Annotated in this window: 16 protein-coding genes; 6 read left to right on the forward strand and 10 right to left on the reverse strand. The window is 69.9% G+C overall.

Going from position 1 to position 18,665, the window contains the following annotated elements:
- Nucleotides 1-6 precede the first annotated feature (6 nt).
- The 6 genes from gcvT (at nt 7) to FB561_RS21845 (ending at nt 7,738) form a co-directional block, all read left to right on the forward strand.
- The gene (gcvT, locus tag FB561_RS21820; protein WP_145809627.1) at nt 7-1,104 is read left to right on the forward strand and encodes a glycine cleavage system aminomethyltransferase GcvT; all 1,098 of its coding nucleotides are present in this window, start codon (nt 7-9) and stop codon (nt 1,102-1,104) included.
- A gap of 498 nt (nt 1,105-1,602) precedes the next feature.
- Nucleotides 1,603-2,610 carry an ABC transporter permease gene (locus tag FB561_RS21825; protein WP_145809629.1) on the forward strand — a complete coding sequence of 336 codons (1,008 nt, stop codon included), beginning with the start codon at nt 1,603-1,605 and terminating at the stop codon, nt 2,608-2,610.
- Between the two features lie 40 nt (nt 2,611-2,650).
- Nucleotides 2,651-4,411, forward strand: a complete 1,761-nt coding sequence (locus FB561_RS21830; protein WP_145809630.1) for an ABC transporter substrate-binding protein — start codon at nt 2,651-2,653, stop codon at nt 4,409-4,411.
- Nucleotides 4,412-4,515: 104 nt separating this feature from the next.
- On the forward strand, nt 4,516-5,508 hold the full coding sequence (locus FB561_RS21835; RefSeq protein ID WP_145809632.1) for an ABC transporter permease: 993 nt from the start codon (nt 4,516-4,518) through the stop codon (nt 5,506-5,508).
- A gap of 41 nt (nt 5,509-5,549) precedes the next feature.
- Entirely contained in the window at nt 5,550-6,671 is a 1,122-nt protein-coding gene (locus FB561_RS21840; protein ID WP_202880696.1) for an ABC transporter ATP-binding protein, read from the forward strand.
- A gap of 8 nt (nt 6,672-6,679) precedes the next feature.
- The gene (locus FB561_RS21845) at nt 6,680-7,738 is read left to right on the forward strand and encodes an ABC transporter ATP-binding protein (RefSeq protein WP_145809634.1); all 1,059 of its coding nucleotides are present in this window, start codon (nt 6,680-6,682) and stop codon (nt 7,736-7,738) included.
- A 166-nt stretch (nt 7,739-7,904) separates the two neighbouring features.
- Here the strand turns inward: FB561_RS21845 and FB561_RS21850 are convergent, their stop codons facing one another.
- The 10 genes from FB561_RS21850 to FB561_RS21895 all read right to left on the reverse strand — a co-directional run bounded on the left by FB561_RS21850 (nt 7,905) and on the right by FB561_RS21895 (nt 18,590).
- The gene (locus FB561_RS21850) at nt 7,905-9,221 is read right to left on the reverse strand and encodes a sugar ABC transporter permease (RefSeq protein WP_202880697.1); all 1,317 of its coding nucleotides are present in this window, start codon (nt 9,219-9,221) and stop codon (nt 7,905-7,907) included.
- Nucleotides 9,218-10,033, reverse strand: coding sequence for an ATP-binding cassette domain-containing protein (locus FB561_RS21855; RefSeq protein ID WP_145809636.1), 816 nt, complete (start codon nt 10,031-10,033; stop codon nt 9,218-9,220). Before FB561_RS21855 ends, FB561_RS21850 begins: the two co-directional genes overlap by 4 nt.
- 88 nt (nt 10,034-10,121) lie before the next feature.
- Entirely contained in the window at nt 10,122-11,195 is a 1,074-nt protein-coding gene (locus FB561_RS21860) for a substrate-binding domain-containing protein (protein WP_145809638.1), read from the reverse strand.
- Between the two features lie 127 nt (nt 11,196-11,322).
- Entirely contained in the window at nt 11,323-12,498 is a 1,176-nt protein-coding gene (locus FB561_RS21865; protein ID WP_145809640.1) for an ROK family transcriptional regulator, read from the reverse strand.
- A 228-nt stretch (nt 12,499-12,726) separates the two neighbouring features.
- A complete protein-coding gene (locus tag FB561_RS21870) occupies nt 12,727-13,581 on the reverse strand; it encodes an adenosylcobinamide-GDP ribazoletransferase (RefSeq protein ID WP_238334962.1) in 855 nt (284 codons plus the stop codon).
- A gap of 90 nt (nt 13,582-13,671) precedes the next feature.
- Complete coding sequence (locus FB561_RS21875; RefSeq protein WP_145809642.1) at nt 13,672-14,376, reverse strand: bifunctional adenosylcobinamide kinase/adenosylcobinamide-phosphate guanylyltransferase; 705 nt, start codon at nt 14,374-14,376, stop codon at nt 13,672-13,674.
- Nucleotides 14,369-15,178: an ECF transporter S component family protein gene (locus tag FB561_RS21880; protein ID WP_145809644.1), complete on the reverse strand. Its 810-nt coding sequence runs from the start codon at nt 15,176-15,178 to the stop codon at nt 14,369-14,371. Before FB561_RS21880 ends, FB561_RS21875 begins: the two co-directional genes overlap by 8 nt.
- A complete protein-coding gene (locus FB561_RS21885; protein WP_145809646.1) occupies nt 15,175-16,785 on the reverse strand; it encodes an ABC transporter ATP-binding protein in 1,611 nt (536 codons plus the stop codon). Before FB561_RS21885 ends, FB561_RS21880 begins: the two co-directional genes overlap by 4 nt.
- Nucleotides 16,782-17,879, reverse strand: a complete 1,098-nt coding sequence (locus tag FB561_RS21890; protein ID WP_145809648.1) for a CbiQ family ECF transporter T component — start codon at nt 17,877-17,879, stop codon at nt 16,782-16,784. The genes FB561_RS21885 and FB561_RS21890 overlap by 4 nt, the downstream gene beginning before the upstream one ends.
- Entirely contained in the window at nt 17,880-18,590 is a 711-nt protein-coding gene (locus FB561_RS21895; RefSeq protein WP_145809650.1) for an SCO2322 family protein, read from the reverse strand.
- Nucleotides 18,591-18,665 lie beyond the last annotated feature (75 nt).

Raw genomic sequence — 18,665 nt, forward strand, 5'->3', positions numbered from 1 at the left:
CGCTCCATGAGCACCTTGAAGAAGTCCCCGCTGCACGAACGGCACGTCGCCCTGGGAGCCAAGTTCGCCGAGTTCGGCGGCTGGGAGATGCCGCTCGAGTACGGCGGGGTGGTGGCCGAGCACACCGCGGTCCGGACCGCGGTCGGTGTGTTCGACGTCAGCCACCTCGGCAAGGCGACCGTGACGGGTCCGGGCGCTGCGGCATACGTGAACGCCTGCCTGACCAACGACCTGGGCAAGATCGCCTCCGGCCAGGCGCAGTACACGCTCTGCTGTGCGGAGGACGGCGGTGTGGTCGACGACCTGATCGCGTACCTGCACGCCGACGACAACGTGTTCCTGATCCCGAACGCGGCCAACACCGCCGAGGTGGTCCGGCGCCTGCAGGAGTCCGCGCCCGAGGGCGTCGAGGTGACGAACCGGCACGACGACTACGCGATCCTCGCGGTCCAGGGCACCCACAGCGACGAGGTGGTCTCCGCGCTCGGCCTGCCGATCGGCCACGACTACATGGCTTTCGCGGTCGCCGACTTCTCCGGTACCCCGGTCGTCGTCTGCCGGACCGGGTACACCGGCGAGCGCGGGTACGAGCTCGTCGTCCCGAACGAGGCGGCCGTCGCCGTGTTCGACGCGATCCTGGCCGCGGGGGAGCAGTACGGCATCGTCCCGGCCGGTCTGGGCGCGCGGGACACCCTGCGGACCGAGATGGGCTATCCGCTGCACGGGCAGGACATCTCGCCGAGCATCACCCCGGTGCAGGCGCGGTCCGGCTGGGCGGTCGGCTGGAAGAAGGAGCACTTCTGGGGCGACCAGGCCCTGCGTGCCGAGAAGGAGGCCGGCCCGGCCCGGATCCTGCGCGGCCTGCGCGCGGTCGGCCGGGGCATCCCGCGGCCGCACATGAACGTCGTCGGTCCCGACGGCGGCGCGCTCGGCGAGGTCACGTCGGGCACCTTCTCGCCGACCCTGAAGAAGGGCATCGCGCTGGCCCTGCTGGACGCGAGCGTCAAGGAGGGCGACCAGGTCGCCGTCGACATCCGCGGCCGGCAGGAGCTGTTCGACGTCGTGAAGCCCCCGTTCGTCACGGTCCACGTCCGCGAGAGCTGACCGGGCCACGAAGCCCCGGCCGCCTCGACGAGGTGGCCGGGGCTTCGGTCTGCCCGGGGGAAGCGGTGCGGATTCCGGGGGCCTTGCGGCCGCCGTCTATGCTCTTCGACGGCAGCTGAGCGGCCCGGAAAACGTCGTTTGATCACTCGCTGTAATGATCGACGAGCCGCTCAACTTTCTTCACGGTGTGTGACATTCTGGCACAAATGGGCCAGTGTCGGTGCTGTGCCGCCGCTTTTCGTGGACGATCGGTTGCACACCGTAAGCATTGGAACGAAATGTACCGGTGCGATATGCGTTCCGGTAACGATTTGTACACTGCTGCCGGACACCGCTGGTCTGCTGTCACATCGTCGGGCAGGCTAGCGCGCGGTTGTGGGGGACCGGGGTGTCAAGGGGATTTGCCCCGAACCACCGCAGGACCAAGGTTCGGCCCGATCTACAGACCGTGGCCGGACCGGCATCGGGAATCTGGCTGACAGAGCTGACGGAGCGCGAATGAGCATCGGTTCACCCGACTCGACCGTAGGGGTCGAGGAACACCCGGCCTCGGCGGAGCCGGTCCGCGACGCGACCGTCGCGCACGGCAAGTCGCCGACCCGGATCGCGATGGACCGGTTGCGCAAGGACCGGGTCGCGGTGGTCTGCGCGAGCATCGTGCTGTTCTTCATCCTGATCGCGATCTTCGCGCCGCTGCTGGCCAAGCTCGAGGGCGCCGACATCGGTACCTTCCAGCCGGATCTGGTCGACGATTACGGCTTCCCGGTGATCGGCATCACCCCGGACCACTGGTTCGGCGTCGAGCCGAAGACCGGCCGGGACAACTTCGCCCGCTGGGTGTACGGCGCCCGCCCGTCGCTCATGGTCGCCTTCACCGCGACCATCTTCGGCACCGTCGTCGGCGTCGTGATGGGCCTGCTGGCCGGCTTCCTCGGCGGCTGGGTGGACCGGGTCATCTCCTGGTGCATCGACTTCGTGCTGAGCCTGCCGTACCTGCTGTTCGCGATCGCGATGGTGCCGATCGTGGAGTCGCTGCGCGGCGGTTCGTTCAACCTCACACCCGACGAGCAGGCCTCGACGAGGTTCTTCGTCCTGATCTTCGTACTCTCGTTCTTCGGCTGGGCGGGTCTGGCCCGCATCATCCGGGGCGAGGTGCTGTCCCTGCGTGAGCGCGAGTTCGTGCTCGCTGCGAAGGCGATCGGCGTGCCGACCCGGCAAGTACTCTTCAAGGAGCTGCTGCCCAACCTGGTCGCGCCGATCGTGATCTCGGCATCGCTGGCGCTGCCGGCCTACGTGACCGCGGAGGCGGGGCTGTCCTTCCTCGGCGTCGGTCTGATCGAGCCGATCCCGTCGTGGGGTCAGACGATCGCGACCGCGACGAACTGGTTCAAGGCCGACCCGCTGTACCTGTGGCTGCCGGTGCTCGGCATCACCTCGCTGGTGCTCGCACTGGCGCTGCTCGGTGACGCCGTCCGAGACGCCTTCGACCCCAAGACCCGCCGGTAGCCCGGCGTTGCCCCAGCGGCAGAAAAGGAGAAACACGACAATGCAGTGGAAGCGGATCACCGCTGTCGCGGCGACGGTCATGCTGGCCGCCGTGGCCTGCGGTAGCCCCTCGTCGAACAACAACAGCGGCGGCAACAACACGGGCGATGCCGGCCAGGCCCAGGAGAAGGCCACCGACCCGACCCTCAAGGGCCCGGCGGCGGAGATCGACGGGGCGAAGAAGGGTGGCACGATCACCGTCCTGTCGGACGTGACGCCGGACACCTTCGACCCGACGAACATCTACTACACCGACGGCAACCAGATCGCCAAGCTGATGTACCGGTCGCTGACCCAGTACCAGCTGGACGAGAAGACCGGTAAGCCGGTCCTGGTACCGGACCTCGCCGAGGACCTGGGCACCAAGTCGGCCGACGGCCTGACCTGGACGTTCAAGCTCAAGCAGGGCATCAAGTACATGGACGGCTCCGAGGTCAAGGCCGAGGACTTCGCGTACGCGATCAAGCGGTCCTTCGCGCACGACCTGTACGACGCCGGACCCACGTACCAGATGCAGTTCTTCAAGGACGGCGACAAGTACAAGGGCCCGTACGCGGCCGGCGGCGACGCCTACGCCGGTGTGGAGACCCCGGACAACAGCACCCTGGTCATCCACCTGGCCAAGAAGTTCGACGACCTTCCGTTCTACGCGGCGTTCCCGATGTTCACGCCGATCCCGAAGGCCAAGGACACCAAGAAGAACTACGAGCAGAAGCCGATGGCGACCGGCCCGTACCAGGTCGAGTCGTACACCCCGGGTTCGCAGCTCAAGCTCAGCAAGAACCCGAACTGGGACGCGAACAGCGACCCGGTCCGGCACCAGTACCCGGACGCGTTCGACTTCAAGTTCGCGCAGGACACCATCAAGGTGCAGCGTCAGGTCCTGGCCTCCTCCGGCCCGGACGCCAGCGCGCTGAACTACTCGAACCTGGACGTCAGCCTCTACCCCGAGGTCAAGGACCAGAGCCAGATCATCAAGGGCGCCTCGCCGTGCACGATCACCTGGCCGATGGACACCCGCAAGATCCCGCTCGAGGTGCGTCAGCTGATCGCCAAGGCGTACCCGTACGACTCGTGGCGCAAGGTCGCCGGTCTCGACCCGCAGACCGCGATCCCGGCCTCGACGATCCTGCCGCCGGCCGTCCCGGGCTACGAGAAGTACGAGCTGCCGGGCCTGAACGGCACCGGTAAGGGCGCCGAGGACGAGGCTGTCGCCAACGAGGTGAAGGCGAAGCTGAAGGAGCTCGGCAAGGAGAACTTCGAGCTCAGCTGGTACTACTCGAACGACGACAAGATCGCCACCCAGGTCAACCAGCTGCGCACCCAGGTCTTCCAGAAGGCCGGCTTCAAGGTGAAGGCCATCGGTGTCCCGAAGGCGAAGATCCGCACCCTGACCGGTGACCAGAACGCGCCGGTGAACGTCGGCAAGACCCCGACCGGTTGGTGCTCCGACTGGCCGGCCGGTACCTCCTGGTACCCGGTGCTGTTCAAGTCCGACGCGATCGGCCTGGGCAACTCCGTCGGTCAGCTGCAGGACAAGGCCCTCGACACCGAGATCGACCGCGTCGCGAACCTGACGCCGGACGAGCAGCTCAAGGAGTGGATGAAGGTCGACCGCAACATCCTGGAGAAGCACCTCCCGGCGGTTCCGCTGTACTACGCCGGCTCCGCGTTCCCGGTCGGCAAGAACATCGGCCACGCCATCAACGACGTGACCCAGGGCCTGCCCGAGTTCACCTCGTTGTACCTGAAGCAGCCCTGATCCGGACTGCGGTCGAGCAACATCTAGCAGTCTGATCATCTGATGGTGGGGTGGTGACCGGACCTCGGTTCGGTCACCACCCCGATCGGTGAGGAGAATCCCTCGTGCTCTACTTCGTGGCGCGCCGGCTGGTGAGCGCGCTCAGCGTCGTGCTGGTCACGCTGATCGCGACCTTCACGCTGTTCTTCGTCGCGCCGACGGACCCGGCGGCGGCGATCTGTGGTGAGCGCAACTGCACCCAGGAGCGCTACAACGAAATCAAGCAGAACCTGCACCTCGACAAGCCGAAGGTGCAGCAGTTCGCCGAGTACACGGCGGGCATCTTCGCCGGGCGGACCTTCGAGACGTCCGGCACCACGCAGGAGTGCGCGGCGCCCTGCCTGGGCTTCTCCTTCAAGAACGACCGGCCGGTCACCGAGATGTTGAAGGACCGGTTGCCGGTGACGGTGTCGCTGGTGGCCGGCTACGCGGTGCTGGTCCTCACCATCGGTGTCTTCGTGGGCTCGATGGCCGCGAAGAGACGCGGAACCGTCGGGGACCGGGTGCTGATGTCCAGCACGCTGATCCTCAGCTCGGTCCCGTACTACATCGTCGCGCTGATGATCTCGCTGTACCTGACGATCCTGTACCCGATCCTGCCGCGCGGCGGCTACACGCCGCTGTCCGAGAACCCGGCCAAGTGGTTCCTCGGGCTGCTCACGCCGTGGCTGGTGATCGGGATCTACAACTGCACCCAGTACGCGCGTTACTCGCGTGGCTCGATGGTGGAGACGCTCAGCGAGGACTTCATCCGGACCGCCCGGGCCAAGGGCCTGTCGGACCGGAAGGTCACCTACAAGCACGCGCTGCGCTCCGGCCTGATCCCGGTCATCACGATCTTCGGCCTGGACATCGCCGGCAGCCTCGCCGGCGCGATCTTCACCGAGCGGATCTTCGATCTGCCGGGTCTCGGCAACCTCGTGCTGGAGAGCCTGAACAACTACGACCTGCCGGTCATCATGGGCACCGTGCTGGTCGCTTCGGTCATCCTCGTCGCGATGAACTTCCTCGTCGACGTGGCCTACAGCATCGTCGACCCGCGGGTGAGGCTCTCGTGAGCACCCCGGCGGACGACGGACGGAAGGACATCCAGGACACCATGGCCGACTCCGCAGACGCGACGGCCGCGCCGGACGCCAGGCGCGGCCCGGCCATCGCCACCCGCGAACGCCGCCAGGCCTCGCTCAACCCGAGCGGGGAGAAGCCGTACCTGGAGGTGAGCGACCTCACCGTGAAGTTCCCCACCGCCGACGGCCTCGTCAGCGCGGTGAACGGGCTGAGCTACACCGTGCCGCTCGGCCGGACGCTCGCGATCGTGGGCGAGTCCGGTTCCGGCAAGTCGGTCTCGAGCATGGCCGTGATGGGCCTGCACGACCGCAAGCGGACCCAGATCACCGGGTCGATCCGGCTCGGCGGCGACGAGATCGTCGGCCTGTCCGAGAACGACCTGATGAAGATCCGCGGCGACGCGGTGTCGATGGTGTTCCAGGACCCGCAGTCCTCGCTGCACCCGCTCTACACCGTCGGCAACCAGATCGCCGAGGCCTACCTGGTGCACCACAAGGTCGGCAAGGAGGTCGCCAAGAAGCGCGCCCTGGAGATGCTCGACCTGGTCGGCATCCCGAACCCGCAGCGCCGGTTCAAGCAGTACCCGCACGAGTTCTCCGGCGGGATGCGGCAGCGCGCGATGATCGCGATGGGCCTGGTCAACGACCCGAAGCTGGTGATCGCCGACGAGCCGACCACCGCGCTCGACGTCACCGTCCAGGCGCAGATCCTGGACCTGCTGAACAACCTGCAGAAGGAGTTCGGCTCGGCGATCGTGCTGATCACCCACGACCTCGGGGTGGTCGCCGAGATGGCCGACGACGTCCTGGTCATGTACGCCGGCCGCTGCGTCGAGTACGGCACCGCCGAGGACGTGCTGGCGAACCCGCGGATGCCGTACACCTGGGGTCTGCTCGAGTCGATCCCGACGGTGTCGGCCGCGAGCGAGCGGCTGCGCCCGATCAAGGGCCTGCCGCCGAGCCTGCTGAACCTGCCCGGCGGTTGTTCCTTCAACCCGCGGTGCCCGTACAAGGACCGGGTGAAGGGCGAGCGCTGCACCACCGAGCTGCCCGAGCTGCTGCCGGTCGACGGCGCCGGCGCGCACACGTCCCGTTGCCACCTGCACGACAAGGCCTCCGTCTACGAGGCCGAGGTCGCACCGAGACTGGGCTGAGGAGAGAGATGAGCACGAACGCGCAGGACACCACCGCGACCTCCGCCGGCACCACCCCGCTGCTGCAGGTCCGCGATCTGACCATGCACTTCCCGATCAAGGAGGCGGCCGGTCTCGGCCGCACCAAGAAGGTCGTGCAGGCCGTCGACGGGGTCAGCTTCGACCTGAAGCCCGGCGGCAGCCTCGGCCTGGTCGGCGAGTCCGGCTGTGGCAAGTCGACCACCGGCCGGATGATCACCCGGCTGCTCACCCCGACGTCCGGCCAGATCCTCTTCAAGGGCACCGACATCGCCCGGCTGAAGGAGAAGGACCTGCGGCCGTTCCGGCGGGAGCTGCAGATCGTCTTCCAGGACCCGTACAGCTCGCTGAACCCGCGGCAGACGGTCAGCAACATCATCAGTACGCCGTTGCGGGTGCACAACCTGGTGAAGAAGGGCAAGGAGCTCGAGCGGGTCCAGGAGCTGCTCGAGCGGGTCGGCCTGAACCCGGAGCACCACAACCGGTACCCGAACGAGTTCTCCGGCGGCCAGCGGCAGCGGATCGGGATCGCCCGGGCGCTGGCGGTGGAGCCGGAGGTGATCATCGCCGACGAGCCGGTCTCCGCGCTGGACGTGTCGATCCAGGCCCAGGTGATGAACCTGATGGAGGACCTGCGGCGCGACCTCGGGATCGCCTTCGTCTTCATCGCGCACGACCTCGGCGTGGTCCGGCACTTCTGCGACCAGGTCGCCGTGATGTACCTGGGCAAGATCGTCGAGCAGGGACCGCGGGAGCAGATCTACGGCGCCCCGCAGCACCCGTACACGCAGGCGTTGCTGTCCGCGGCGCCGGACCTGGGCACCATCCGCGGCGTCCCGCCGAAGGAGCGGATCCGGCTGGTCGGGGACGTCCCGTCGCCGATCGACCCGCCGAGCGGCTGCCGGTTCCGGACCCGTTGCTGGAAGGCGGAGGACATCTGCGCCACCCAGGAGCCGCTGCTGGAGATCAAGCCGCGCTCGACCGGCGGCCACACCGCGGCCTGCCACTTCGCCGAGCCGAAGGTCGACCTGACCGCCGCCACGGCCTGAGCCGGCCGCACGACCAGGAAGACCCTCACCCCGAGCGGGGTGAGGGTCTTCGTCGTAATGGGCCTGAGGCAAAGGAAACGGGTCGCCGCTCGGGCGGAGAGCGGCGACCCGTGGTCCCCGGGGCCGAGCGGGCAGCTGCCCCGGGGACCGGATGGACTTCGAGGGTCTACGCCCGGCCGTGGGCCTGCCGGCTGCGGCGGCTGAGCGAGTCGATGGTGACGGCGATCAGCAGCACGCCGGCGGTGACCATGTACCGCACGCTGGAGTCCAGGCTGAGCAGCGCCAGGCCGTTGGAGATCGACATGATCACCAGCGCGCCGAGCAGGGCGGAGTACGCCGAACCGCGGCCGCCGAACAGGCTGGTCCCGCCGATCACCGCGGCCGCGATCGCGTTCAGGTTGGTGTCACCGCCACCGCTGCTCTGGTTCACCGCGACCAGCCGGGCCGCCGCGAGCAGGCCGCCGACGGCCGCGAAGGTGGAGCACGCGGCGAACACGGACAGGTAGATCATCCGGACGTTGATCCCAGCTCGCCGCGCGGCCTCCACGTTGCCGCCGACCGCCATCACCGAGCGGCCCCACCGGGTCTTGCGGACCGCGAAGTCCGTGGCCACCACCAGGGCGAGGAACAGCACGAACATCGACGAGACGCCGCGGTCGCCGTTCAGGACCAGGACCGGGACCAGCAGGACCAGGGTGAGGGCACCGGCCTTGACCGCGATCATCGAGTTCGGTGCCGCCGACAGACCGGCCGCGACGCGGGCGCCTCTACCGCGCAGCCGGGTCAGCACGTACACCGCGACGACGACCGCGACCAGCCCGTAGGCCAGTGCGGGGGAGAGGAAGCTGCGGGTGGCGAAACCGACGAGCGCGGAGTCGAAGGGCAGGTTGAGCGAACCTTCCTTGCCCAGGACCAGCAGCTGCAGACCGAGGAAACCGAGCAGACCGGCCAGCGTGATGACGAAGCTGGGGACGCCGAACCGGTTGTAGAGCGCGCCGTAGAACAACCCGATCACCAAACCGAGGACGACGGCGGCGACGAGCGACAGGACCAGTGGCCAGCCCTCGTTGACGAAAGTGACCCCGAGGACAGCGGCGGCCAGGCCGCTGACCGAGCCGACGGACAGGTCGATCTCGCCGAGCAGCAGGACCAGCACGATGCCGATCGCGATCACGCCGACCGAGGTGGTCTGCAGGGTCAGGTTCACCAGGTTGCGGCTGGACAGGAAGGAGCTGTTCGCGATCTGGAACACCGCCCAGATGATGATCAGCCCGACCACGACCGGTACCGAGCCCAGGTCACCGGACTTCAGCCGCGCGGTGAACGCCGAGATCGCCCCGCCGACCCCGTGGCTCGCGATCAGCCGCTCGTCCTGCAGGTCGGCCGGCAGCGCGGTCTCGTTGCCCGCTGCCCCTTTTCCGTTGCCGTCGGCACCCGGCGGGACCGTGTCCTGGACCCGTGCCTCGGAATTCTCGACACTCATGAAGCCGACCCCTCCTGGTGCGTACGGCGTGCCGCGCGCTCCGACACCGCGTTGTCGGTGGCGCCGGTGATCGCGGCGATGATGTCCTGCGTCTTGGTCTCGCTGACCGTGAAGACGCCGTTGTTGCGGCCGAGGCGCAGGACCGCGACCCGGTCGGCGACCGCCATCACGTCGGCCATGTTGTGGCTGATCAGGATCACCGCGAGACCGCGTTCCCGCAGTCGCTCGACCAGGTTCAGCACCTCGGCGGTCTGGGCGACACCGAGGGCGGCGGTCGGCTCGTCCAGCATCACCACCTTGGGCTGGCCGAGCAGGCTGCGGGCGATCGCGACGGTCTGCCGCTGGCCGCCGGACAGGCTGGCCACCGGGATCCGGACCGACGGGATCTTCGCGGACAGCTGGCGGAGCAGCTCCCAGGAGGACCGCTCCATCTCCACCTCGTCGAGCACCCGGCCTTGCCGGAGTTCGCGGCCGAGGTAGAGGTTCGCGACCACGTCGAGGTTGTCGCACAGGGCCAGGTCCTGGAAGACCGTGGCGATACCGAGCTGCTGTGCCTCGGCCGGACTGCCGACCCGGACCTCCTGCCCGTCGAACACCATCGTGCCGTCGTCGGCGGTGTACACCCCGGCGATCGTCTTCACCAGCGTCGACTTGCCGGCGCCGTTGTCGCCGACCAGGGCGAGCACCTCGCCGGCGCGGACGTCCAGGTCGATGTTCTTCAGTGCCTGGACCGCGCCGAAGCGCTTGGAGACACCCCGCAGCGCCAGTACGGTGCCGGCGGCAACCGAGGCGGGGGTGGGAGTGACGGTCATCGATTCAGCCTCCTGGGGCTAACGTTCAGGCCTGCACCCGGACGGCACCCCGGCCTCATCCGGGCCGGGGTGCCGCCGGAACAGGGCTTTACTTGAGGCCGGCGGCTGCGCAGGCGGTCGCGAACGACGCGGTGCAGATGTCGGACACCTTGTAGAGCTCGTCCTTCACCACAGTGTCGTTGATGTTGTCCTTGGTCACGGCGACCGGATCGAGAATCGTGGCCGGCACACCCTCCTTGTCGCCGGTGGCCTCGGGCTTGCCGCCGTTCGCCAGCGCGACCGCCCCCTTGGCGGCCGCCTCCGCCTCCGGCTTCACGGCCTTGTAGATGGTCATCGCCTGGTCGCCGGCGACGATCCGCTGGATCGCGGCCAGCTCGGAGTCCTGCCCGGTGACCGGCGGCAGCGGCTTCACGCCGCCACCCTTCAGGGCCGCGATCGCGCCACCGGCGGTGCCGTCGTTCGCGGCGTACACACCGACCAGGCCGTTCTTGATCGCGCTGAGCTGGCCCTCCATCCAGGCCTGCGCCTTGTCCGGGCTCCAGTCCGGGGTGTCGAACTCGGCCGCGATCTTGAAACCACTGCCGTCGAGCACGCTGTGCGCGCCCTTCTTGAAGTCGGCCGCGTTCGGGTCGGTCGGCGAGCCGTTGATCATGGCCAGGTTGCCCGACGTCTTGCCGGCCGCCTTCAGCAGGTCCACCAGGGTCTGCGCCTGGAGCTTGCCGACGGCCTCGTTCTCGAACGACACGTAGTAGTTCGCGCCCTCGATGAACCGGTCGTACGCGACCACCGGGACGTTCTGGCTCTTGGCCGAGGCAACGACCGCGGAGGCCGCCTTGCCGTCGACCGGGTCCAGGACGAGGACGTTGGCGCCCTGGGTCAGCGCGGCCTCGGCCTGCTGCTGTTGCTTGGCGGCGTCCTGGTCGGCGTTGCTGTAGATCAGTTCGCAGTCGGCGCAGGCGGTCTTCAGCGCCTCGGTGAACAGCGGCCGGTCGAGGGCCTCGTACCGGGTGGTCTTGGACTCGGGCAGGAGCAGGGCGACCTTCTTGCCGCCCGAGCCGCTGCCGGCCGAACCGGAGTCGCCGGACCCACAGGCGACCAGGGAGAGTGCGAGGGCCGAGACGGCGATGCCGAGGCCGACGAGACGGGTTGGTGTGACGGACATGCGGTGACTCCTTGACGTGGAAGCCCGAGTAGGCCTGAGCAGAGTCAAGCCGGGTCCAGGCTTGGCGTCAAGACTTGAATTCAAGAAATAGACATATTGCGGTAACACCTGCGTCTCGGAAGGTCGGTCAGCCGCGGGCCGCCTGGGCGTGGGAGAGCGTGGACGCCAGCTGGATGGCGCCGAGGACGTCGGCCTCGTCGCCCAGCTCGGCGGGCCGCAGTTCGACCGAGGCGGCCGCGCTCGGGATCGCGCACCGGTCCAGGGCCTCGCGCAACGGGGCCATCACCAGGTCGCCCGCCTCGGCCATCTTGCCGCCGACCACGATCACCTCGGGGTTGACCAGGTTCACCAGGCCGGCGACCGCGAGCCCGACCCGGCGGCCGGCGTCCTCGATCACCCGGCGGCAGCCGAGATCCCCGGCCAGCGCCTTGGTGATCACGTCACGCAGCCGCAGCGGTCCGTGCGAAGCCGCGAGCGAACCGATCAACGCGCGGGATCCGACGAACGTGTCCAGGCAGCCGCGGTTGCCGCAGCGGCAGATCGGCCCGTTCTCGTCGATGGTGAGGTGGCCGATCTCGCCGGCCGTCCCGGCGGACCCGCGGAACACCTCGCCGCCGAGCACCAGGCCCGCGCCCACGCCGTACGAGAACTTCAGGTAGCAGCCGTGCTGGACGCCGCGCAGGGCGCCGCTGCGGAGTTCGCCGAGGGCGGCCAGGTTCGCGGTGTTGTCGAGGCCGACGGGCGCGTTGACGTACCCGGACATCGCCTCGGCGACGTTCACTCCGCGCCAGCCGGGCAGTACGGTGTCGGACCCGGCCTGGCCGCTGACCGAGTCGACCGGGGTGGGTAGGCCGAAGCCGACGCCGCTGATGTCCTCGACGCCCTGGCCGACGGTCTCGGCGAGGTCGGCGAGCAGCCGGGCGGCCCGCTCCATCCCCTCGTCGGCGACGTGGTCGGCCTGCAGCGGCATCAGTTGCTGGGCGAGGATCTCGCGGCTCTCGGACGCGATCGCGACGCGGACGTCCCGCTCGCCGAACGCGACGCCGGCCAGCAGTCCGCCGCCCGAGGCCAGCGACACCAGGACGGCGCGGCGGCCGTTGCGGATGCTGCGGGCCAGGCCGACCAGGCCGGCCTGGTCGAGCTCCTTCACCATGTTCGACACGGTCGCGGCGGAGAGCCCGGAGGCGGCAGCGATCTCGACCTGGGTGAGCGGTCCGTGCTGCCGGACAACCCCCAGGACACGCTCACGATTGGCTTCGCGGAGCGAAGCCTGTGAGCCAGGTGCTGGGCGGGTTGCGTTCATTACATAAAGATAACGGATCCGAAGGTCCACACCGAGTGGTCGGCGGGCGCTGAGCCCGCGCCGGCCCTGCTCGTGATCGTCATCCGCCCTCGCCGTTCCGCGTGGTCCTGCCCACCAGGACGCTCGCCGCGACAGTAATGCACCAACAGCCCCAGTGGCACCAGACCCGCCTGCACGGTGGACTGATCCCACTCGCTGTACCGAGATAGTTGCGGAGAGCGGCCGAGTTCAGGCGATGAGGGCGAGGGCGAGAAGCGCCGTGGGGAGGGCGATCTCCACTGCAGTACCGAGGGTGTCGCCGGTGATGCCGCCGAGGGAGCTGCGGGCCTTGCGGGTGACCGCGATGCCGGCGGCAACCGCAGCCAGCACAACGAGGGGCGCGCCGATCATCGTCCGCAGATGGGTGCCGTCACCGACGAGCGAGGTCAGCCAGGTCAGGTTGAGGGCGGCCAAGACGGCGAGGACGGTGACGACTACCGCAGTGGCCGGGCGGACCGTGGAAGCTACGAGGGCGCCGAGGCCGTCGGGGCGGGCGGTGGGGATCGTGGTGCGGCAGGACCAAGCGAGGGTGAGTCGGCTGGCCGTGGTCGCGATCAGGATCGCCTGCCAGCCGAAGCCGGCTTGAAGGCAGGTGGTCAGCGCGGCGACGTCGATCAGCAGGACGGCGAAGATCGCGATCACCCCGAACGGGCCGATGTCGCTCTGCTTCATGATCCGCAGCATCGTCTCGCGATCCCGCCGGCTACCGAGCGCGTCGGCGAAGTCCGCCAGCCCGTCGAGATGCAGCGCCCCGGACAACACCACCAGCGTGACGATCCCGAGGACCGCGGCCAGCAGCTCCGCGTCCGGCTTCACCAGCTGAACCAGGCCGACCACCGCGGCCGCGATCGCCCCGAGCACCAACCCCACCACGGGAGCCAGCACCATCGCCCACCCGGCCACCCGCCGGTCGACCCGGGTCGGCATCGGCGCCGGCAGAACGGTCAACGTGCCGAACGCCAACCGCAGTCCGTCACCCACGCCCGTCACGCCGTCACCCCGCTCGCCACGCACGCCCGTCACCCGCGTGCGGACGTGCAGCACTCATCAACCCTGCGCGGCCAGGGTGTGCCGCGCACTCGGCGACGCGGGAGAGGCAGCCCGGGCGAGGTTGGTGAGTGGTGAGGATCCGGTTCACAGGGTGGTCACCCGGCCGGCCACGCACCAGAGGACCGTGGTCGAGTGGTGGGCGATGGTGGTGTTGAGGCGGCCCATCAGGTCCCGGTAGAGGCGGGTGCCGGGGTCGGGCGGGACGATGCCGGTGCCCACTTCGTTGCTCACGGCCACCACCTTGCGTGGAGTCACGGACCAGGCGGTGCCGAGTTCGTCGATCGCCCGCTCCACCATCACGACCCGGCCGTGGTCCGTCCAGACCTCGGCGGCGTCCATCGTCCGGGCGAGCCAGAGCGTCAGGCAGTCGATCAGCAACGGCGGCCCCGGTTCCGCGAGCAACGGCACCAGGTCGATGGTCTCGGCCAGCCCCCACGTCGACGGGCGACGGGCCCGGTGGATCGCGATCCGGTCGGCCCACTCCGGATCGGCCGACCCGTCACCACCGGTCGCGACGTACAAGGTGTCCGGGTGCCCGGCGAGAAGGCGCTCGGCTTCGGTCGACTTGCCCGAGCGGGCTCCGCCGAGGACGAGGGTCCGTTGATCCCCGAGACCGGGCGCCGTCCACGAGACCAGGCTCCCGTCTGGCGTGCGCACGTCGTACCTGAGGCCCTCGGGTGTCGCCGTACTGCGGACCTCGTACCCCGCGGCGCCGACGGTCCCCTCGACCCCGAGGCGGAGTACGCCGTCGACCACGGCGCCGTCGGGTCCCGTCACCAGGTCAGCCATCGGCCCTCCCGCGGTCGAACACCACCGGTACGTCGAACGCGGCCTTGCGCGCCGTCCTCCGGAAGGCGGCGAGGACCGGCTTGCCCAGCAGCAGCACGAGGGTCGCGCAGAGGATGCCGCGCGGGATGTCCCAGCCGAGTGATGTGGCGATGACGAAGAGGACGTACCGGTGGAGGTTCTCGGCCAGGGAGTCGCCCGGGATGAAGGAGAAGTCGCTGCCGAAGGTCGCGTACGGCCAGAACCACAGGTTCATCACCAGTCCGTACCCGATCCCCGCCACCAGCGAGTACAGCGCGAGTACCTGGATCTCGAGCCACCCGCCGATCCGGGGAAGCAGCCCCGCGAAACACCCGACCCAGGCGCAGGCGAACATCTGGAACGGCATCCACGGTCCCACGCCACCGCTGATCAGCGCGCCCGCCAGCAACGACACCGACCCCAGCACGAACCCGAACCCGGCCCCGAACGCCCGGCCGGCCAGCACCAGCAAGAAGAACCCGGGCTCGAGTCCCGCGGTCCCCGGTCCGAGCGCCCGCAACGCTGCGCCGACGGCGGCGAGCATCCCGAGCAGCGAGATCGTCTTCGCGTCGATGCCCGACTCGGCCAGCTCGGCGAGGACGACGGCCACCAGCAACGGCAGCAGCAGCACGAACAACCACGGCGCGTCCGTCGTGTGTCCGATCGCCGACTCACCCGCCTGCGAGGTCTGCCACAGCAGCGGCCAGCCGAAGGCGAGTACGCCGACCAGCGACGCCAGGATCAGCGTCGCCGTACTCCGGGGCTTGAGCTGGACGAGTCTCACGACGCGCGTTCCAATGCGGTCTCCACTTCGCCGACGGTGAGGAACGGCAACGGGGCCAGGATCTTCGCCACCTGCGGCGCGAACGCGGGGGAGCCGGCGATCACGGTCGCGGTCTCGCCGTCGCTGACCAGGTCGCCCTCGGCCAGGACCAGCACCCGGGTCGCGACCTCGGCCACCAGCTCCACGTCGTGCGTCGACAACACGATCGCGTGGCCCTCGGCGGCGAGCTCGCGCAGGATCGCGACGAGTCGTCGTTTGGCGCCGTAGTCCAGGCCGCGCGTCGGCTCGTCGAGCAGCAGCAGCGGGGGAGCGCCGCAGAGGACCACGGCCAACGCCAGACAGAGCCGCTGTCCCTCGGAGAGGTCCCGCGGATGCAGCTGGTCGTCGATGTCCGGTGCGAGCCGGTCCAGCAGCGACCGGCAGCGCCCGGGGGTGACCTGGAAGTCCGCGTCGGCGGCCGCACATTCGCCCGCCACGGTGGCGGCGTACAGGAGGTCGGCCGGCTCCTGGGGGACCAGACCGACCGCCTTGACCAGCTGCGCGGGCTTCGTCCGGCGCGGGTCCAGTCCGGAGGCCGTGACCTTGCCGGAGCGCGGCTGGACCAGGCCGACCAGCGCGTTCAGCAGCGTGGACTTGCCGGCGCCGTTGCGGCCCATCAGCGCGACGATCTCGCCGGACCGCAGGCTCAGCGACACCCCGCGCAACGCCAGGACGTTGCCGTAGCCAACGACCAGGTCGTTGCACTTGGCAAGTTCGGTACCGGCGGCCGCGACCCGCTGCGGCGGCGTGGTCCCATCGAGCTGGTCCCGCAGCGCACCGGCGGCGCGCCGGGCGTCCCGGACCGACAGGGGGAGCGGGGACCAGCCGGCCAGGCGGCCGAGCTCGACCACCGGCGGGGCGACGGGCGCGGTGACCATCAGGTCGGCGGGCAAGCCGGTCGACACCGGCTCGCTCCCACCAGGGACCTCGATCACGCGGTCGGCGTACTGGATCACGCGCTCGAGGCGGTGTTCGGCCATGATCACCGTGACGCCCAGGTCGTGCACCAGCCGCTGCAACGCCGCGAGGACCTCCTCGGCCGCTTGCGGGTCGAGCGCTGACGTCGGTTCGTCGAGGACCAGGACAGCCGGGTGGGACGTGAGCGCCGCGCCGATCGCGGTCCGTTGCCGTTGTCCGCCGGAGAGCGAGGTGAGCGGGCGGTCCCGGACCTCGGCCAGTCCGAGCAGGTCGAGCGTCTCCTCCACGCGGCGGCGCATCACGTCGGCCGCGATGCCGATCGACTCCATGCTGTACGCCAGCTCTTCCTCGACCGTGTCGGTGACGAAGCCGGCCATCGGGTCCTGCCCGACGATGCCGACCACGTCCGCCAGGTCCCGCGGCCGGTGCTCGCGGGTGTCACGGCCGGCCACCAGGACCCGGCCGGCCAGGGTGCCGCCGGTGAAGTGCGGGACCAGCCCGTGGATCGCGCGCAACAGGGTGGACTTGCCCGAGCCGGTCCGGCCGATCACCAGCGCCAGTTCCCCTTCGGGCACGGTGAAACTGACGTCGCGGAACGCGGGCCGGTCCGCGCCGTCGTACGTCATCGTCACCCGGTTGAACTCGATCATGCCGGTACCAGCTCCCGTCGGGGGGTCAGCGGAGGGGCGGCGACCGCCGGGGCGAGGCCGAGCAACAGGCCGAGGACCGGGAGGACCGGTACGGGCGGGATCACCAGCGGGCCGGCCAGGTACAGGCCTTCGACGCCGCGGGCGGAGGCGATGATCATCGTCGCCGCGACCGCCGCCCCGGACGCGCTGACCAGCCATTCGGGCAACGCCCACGGATCGGGCCGGTACCTGGTCCGGGTCACCCGTTGCCGGCCCACGGCCAGCGCGCCCGTCGCCAGCAGCAGACCGAGGACCAGGAAGCCGGCGGCGAGCGGACCGGCCATCGCGTCGGTGAGCAGCGAGTACACGCCGAGCATGATGCCGAGCAGCCCGAGCAGGACCGAGGTCCCGGTGATCCGACGCTGCCGGCGCGGGACGTGCGCGGTCCGGCCGTACCCGCGGGAGTCCATCGCCGCGGCCAGTTCGACGGACCGGTCGAGCGCGCCCTCCAGGACCGGGATCGCCGTGGTCCGGAAGGATCCCCGGGTCCGGCCACGCAGCCGCCTGGCCGCGCGGATCCGCCTGGCGTCGATGACGAGCTGCGGCGCGAACGTCAGCGCGACCACGCAGGCGACACCCATCTCATAAAGGGCCCCAGGCAACGACTTGAGCAGCCGGCGCGGACTCGCCAGGGCGTTGGCGGCGCCGATACAACACAGCATGACGGCGAGCTGGAGGCCGTCGTACAGAGCGGTCAGCAACGCCTCGGCGGTCACCTCACCGCCGAGCTTGACCCCGTTCGCCCAGTCCGGCAAGGGAATCAGCGGCAGCGTGAACAGCACCGCGTTCCCCTGCGAACGCGTGGACAGCAACGCCTGCAGGACGATCCGCACCCCGATCACGACCAGACCGAGCTTGAGGAACGCCAGGTAGCTGTTCGCCCAGGGCGCGTTGCTCCGGCGGGCCGCGACGACGAAGCCGGCCACGGCCAGGATGAGGATCAGCAGTACCGGGTTCCGGGTCCGGCTGGCGGCCACGGCCAGCCCGATCGCCCACAGCCACCAGGCCCCCGGGTGCAGGGCCCGGGGGACGGTCGGCTGGTGGACGGAGCGCACTCAGCCCTGCTGACTCGCGCGACGCCGGGCGACCACGACGCCGCCTCCGGCCAGGACCAGCACCACGAGCGCGGCGATCACGATGCCCGCCCACGGCGTACCGCTGTCCTCGGTCTGGGCCGGGTTGTCGGTGGCCGGCTTGGCGGTGGAACCGACCGCGGCGCCGACCTGCAGCTGGACCGGCGCGTCGGTGGCCGGGACCTTGATGTTCTTCACCGGCTCACCGCAGCCCTGGGCCGGGTAGCCGCCGATGCCACAGCTCAGGCCCTTCTCGATCCGGACCGGCTCGATCGCGGCCAGGATCTTGGCACCGGTCGCGGCCGGGTCGGTGACGACACAGGTCCCGGTCGCCGCCTTCGGGGTCGCACCGGCCGGGGCGTCCTCCGGGGTCCCCGGGTCGACGACGACGGCCACCCGCTTCTTGCCGGACTCGGCCGGGGTCGGGCCGCAGATCGCGGCGAAGTCGCCGGCCGCCCGCGGTACCCGCGGCTTCGTACCGCCCAGGGCGTACCGCCAGCCCTCGACGGCGCCGTCGGCGGGGACGACGGCCTCGGACCCCTTCTGGGCGAAGGCCCACTGGCCGTTCGTCCACTGGTAGTAGCCCCAGAAGCGGTAGCCGTCCTCGGCATGCGCGGTGGTGGTGACGGTCCCAGCCAGCAGGAGACCCGCCAGCAGGCTGAGGACCAGTCGTACGGTCCGGTGTGCAGTCATCTCGTGTCCTCGATCGGGCCGGGCCCGACGGAGGAGGGCACCATGACACGGAGGCACGGGCCGGCTCCTCCCGCG

Origin of the sequence: Kribbella amoyensis (assembly GCF_007828865.1) — a bacterium.
Classification (GTDB): Bacteria; Actinomycetota; Actinomycetes; order Propionibacteriales; family Kribbellaceae; genus Kribbella; species Kribbella amoyensis.

Coding starts and splice junctions, on each gene's coding strand:
- gcvT (WP_145809627.1), top strand. CDS start 7: ATGAGCACCTTGAAGAAGTCCCCGCTGCACGAACGGCACGTCGCCCTG.
- FB561_RS21825 (WP_145809629.1), top strand. CDS start 1,603: ATGAGCATCGGTTCACCCGACTCGACCGTAGGGGTCGAGGAACACCCG.
- FB561_RS21830 (WP_145809630.1), top strand. CDS start 2,651: ATGCAGTGGAAGCGGATCACCGCTGTCGCGGCGACGGTCATGCTGGCC.
- FB561_RS21840 (WP_202880696.1), top strand. CDS start 5,550: ATGGCCGACTCCGCAGACGCGACGGCCGCGCCGGACGCCAGGCGCGGC.
- FB561_RS21845 (WP_145809634.1), top strand. CDS start 6,680: ATGAGCACGAACGCGCAGGACACCACCGCGACCTCCGCCGGCACCACC.
- FB561_RS21850 (WP_202880697.1), bottom strand. CDS start 9,221: ATGAGTGTCGAGAATTCCGAGGCACGGGTCCAGGACACGGTCCCGCCG.
- FB561_RS21855 (WP_145809636.1), bottom strand. CDS start 10,033: ATGACCGTCACTCCCACCCCCGCCTCGGTTGCCGCCGGCACCGTACTG.
- FB561_RS21860 (WP_145809638.1), bottom strand. CDS start 11,195: ATGTCCGTCACACCAACCCGTCTCGTCGGCCTCGGCATCGCCGTCTCG.
- FB561_RS21865 (WP_145809640.1), bottom strand. CDS start 12,498: ATGAACGCAACCCGCCCAGCACCTGGCTCACAGGCTTCGCTCCGCGAA.
- FB561_RS21875 (WP_145809642.1), bottom strand. CDS start 14,376: ATGGCTGACCTGGTGACGGGACCCGACGGCGCCGTGGTCGACGGCGTA.
- FB561_RS21885 (WP_145809646.1), bottom strand. CDS start 16,785: ATGATCGAGTTCAACCGGGTGACGATGACGTACGACGGCGCGGACCGG.
- FB561_RS21895 (WP_145809650.1), bottom strand. CDS start 18,590: ATGACTGCACACCGGACCGTACGACTGGTCCTCAGCCTGCTGGCGGGT.